Annotated in this window: 1 protein-coding gene, 1 tRNA gene and 2 pseudogenes; 2 read left to right on the forward strand and 2 right to left on the reverse strand. The window is 45.8% G+C overall.

Annotation, left to right across the window (positions count from 1 at the left end):
- Positions 1 to 54 precede the first annotated feature (54 nt).
- Both B9T16_RS27590 and B9T16_RS27595 read right to left on the reverse strand, forming a co-directional pair.
- Positions 55 to 132 (reverse strand): annotated as a pseudogene (locus tag B9T16_RS27590) (HNH endonuclease); the annotation flags it as partial.
- Positions 127 to 300, reverse strand: a pseudogene (locus B9T16_RS27595) (IS630 transposase-related protein); the annotation flags it as partial. The pseudogenes B9T16_RS27595 and B9T16_RS27590, both read right to left, overlap by 6 nt.
- A gap of 1,271 nt (positions 301 to 1,571) precedes the next feature.
- Here B9T16_RS27595 and B9T16_RS27600 point away from each other — a divergent pair.
- Together B9T16_RS27600 and B9T16_RS27605 are read left to right on the forward strand one after the other, a co-directional pair.
- Positions 1,572 to 2,045, forward strand: a complete 474-nt coding sequence (locus B9T16_RS27600) for a c-type cytochrome (protein WP_082824574.1) — start codon at positions 1,572 to 1,574, stop codon at positions 2,043 to 2,045.
- A gap of 70 nt (positions 2,046 to 2,115) precedes the next feature.
- Positions 2,116 to 2,187, forward strand: a tRNA-Thr gene (locus B9T16_RS27605).
- Positions 2,188 to 2,828: the final 641 nt, after the last annotated feature.

The raw sequence follows: 2,828 nt of genomic DNA on the forward strand, positions 1-2,828 counted from the left end.
CCTTCTCCCCCTCCCTTACAAAACCTTACGTGATAGTTTCCCATCATACGGCTCCTATTCTGATTGCTCCATTGTTAGTGATACAGCGTTTGCATTTTCTAGTGCCGTCTGATCATCGTGACAGTGGCGGTGATTAGGTTTATGGAGGAAGTCTCCGGTCTGTTCTTTTCTTTGCAGCCAGAGATTAATGGTGTTCCGGCTGACATGGAAAACTTGACTGGCTTCTKTTTTGGGCATACCGTCTAGTTCAATTGCATCAATAACTTTTTGTCTGAGGTCGTAACTATAGGGGGCTGGCATTTTTGGTCTTCTTAGTCATCTCGTCCTCTCCATTATACGTCCTAACTTTCCTGTCTGGTGCTATATATCCATACCGTGACCTGTGGGCATATCCCCACCATGACAATTGGGCTTTAGCTTCTGGTCACATCCTTTACCCTCTAACCATGCGCTTACATTTTTCACTACTGCCTTGTGAATAGCATTACTCACTTGTTTATAGGCAGAGCATTAGAGGGGTTACAACGTTCCGTTTATACGGGCATTCCATCTTGAGATTTGTCCTGTCCACCGGGGTACTTTAAAGGTCTGTGCAGGTAGGTAAAGAAGCCTCCTACTTTTCCCCTTGTTCTTTTGAGCGTAGCGTGTCAACCTATTTCGCTACTACAGAGTTACGATGGTTCAAGCCAGACATTCGGTTTCCCTAATCATGGATGGTTGGCAGTGGTCGCGTCTTAGTAGTAGGTTCTACCTCACGCCTTCCGTTCCCCGCTTCAATCTGACGGGTTATGATTCCTCAAACTGGGGGTGGCTATCGCCGTTACTCTCTACTCATTGTTATCATGGGGTCATAACTTCCCATTCAAAACAGTTTGTTTGATGACCTTGAGTTCCCTGCCTTGTTTGGGGGTTCAATCCAAACGTTGGGACGTATAAACAGTTATGGGGAATGGTTCGAGGCTCCGACCTCTTATCCAGACTCGGGGCTGGCTTCCCCACTAGGAGGTGATTTCAGGCATCACAGCCTTATTTGGTCTCCTAAAGATTTCGCACTCTCTACTCATTGTGATCATGGGGTCATAACTTCCCATTCAAAACAGTTTGTTTGATGACCTTGAGTTCCCTGCCTTGTTTGGGGGTTCAATCCAAACGTTGGGACGTATAAACAGTTATGGGGAATGGTTCTAGGCTCCGACCTCTTATCCAGACTCGGGGCTGGCTTCCCCACTAGGAGGTGATTTCAGGCATCACAGCCTTATTTGGTCTCCTCAACATTTCGCACTCTCTACTCCCTGATTTCTCAGTTTGTTTATGACCTTGAGTTCCCTGCCTTGCTTAGATTTCTCCAAGCGTCGGGACATATAAAGAGTTATGGGGATGGTCAGAAGCGAGCTTCTTATATCCAAGCAAGGGATTGGATTCCCCACTAGGAGGTGATTTCAGGCATTACAGCCTTGTTTAGTCTCCTAAACGTCTCGCACCTTCCGAAACATTATACCGCATGGCCCGTAAATGTTGAATTAATCTTGGATTAAATTTAGCTCTGACAGATTCCACCGATAAATTCCACCTTGAGCGATCGCCACTTGCCCTCAACCCCGGAAAGTATTAAGCTGTACAGTGAACAAGTAAAGTTTTTTGTAGATTCGTGTATTCGTGTAGCTTTGGATAACCATATTGCCAACACTCATATAACCGAGATCATCCAGCGAGTGGCTTTGGTTGCCCTAGGGCTGATGGTGGTTATTCTCCTCTGGGTCTGGGGAGTCAGTTCCGTGAAAATTTCCGATCCCTACATTCAAAAAGTGTTGTCACTAACCGGAGACCCAACCCGAGGACACGCTATTTTTGAGATGAACTGTGCGGGATGTCATGTTAGCCAAGTCGAACATCAAATCGGTCCAAACCTGGAGGACATTTCCCAACGAAAATCACAAATTAGTATTATTCAACAGGTCGTTAGTGGCAAAACCCCTCCCATGCCTCAGTTTCAGCCTAATCCTCAAGAAATGGCAGATTTATTAAATTATTTGGAACAAATTTAGAAAACTATGATATACTAAGAAACAGTGGGTCGGTTGAGTGGTTGAAATCATCATTCCAGCTTTACCCCAAGCCAGTATAGCTCAGTGGTAGAGCATCCGCCTTGTAAGCGGACGGTCATCGGTTCAAGTCCGATTACTGGCTTTTTTTGAAAAAGACTCGGTAGGGGTCGAGATGGAAGTCGCCTTCCCCCACTCCCATTCAAAACCGTGCTTGATACTTTCGCATCACACGGCTCCTGATGTAGATACCCCTTGGCAACGGGAACAGGGTTACCAACCCCTGCTTTTGTACTTCAACTTTTGGAGCTAAATACAACATCGTAGTATTTAAACTCGCTTTCTCAGTTAAACTCCTGTTGATTGCAGTCACTATATCTACACGGTGACTAGTGGGCATATCCTAACCATTACAATTAGGCCTTGGCTTTCAGTCACATCCCTTCCCCTTAAAGGCATACGATTACACTTTCACTACTCAACAAGATGTACTTGTCGAGAGCCTAAAAGGGGTTTAAACGTTCCGTTTATACGGGCATTCCATCTTTAGATTTGTCCTTTCCACCGGGGTACATTAAAGGTCTGTGCACAACGAAACGTTGCTTCTGGGTAGTATATAAAAACTCCYACTGTTCCCCATGTTCTTTTGAACGCAGCGTATCAACCTGTTTCGCTGCCCAATGGTTACGATGGTTCAAGCCGGACATTAGGTTTCCCTAATCATGGATGGTTGGCAGTGGTCGCGTCTTGGTAGTAGGTTCTACCTCACGCCTTCCGTTCCCCGCT

Source organism: Arthrospira sp. PCC 8006, assembly GCF_046480465.1.
GTDB classification, from domain to species: domain Bacteria; phylum Cyanobacteriota; class Cyanobacteriia; order Cyanobacteriales; family Microcoleaceae; genus Limnospira; species Limnospira platensis.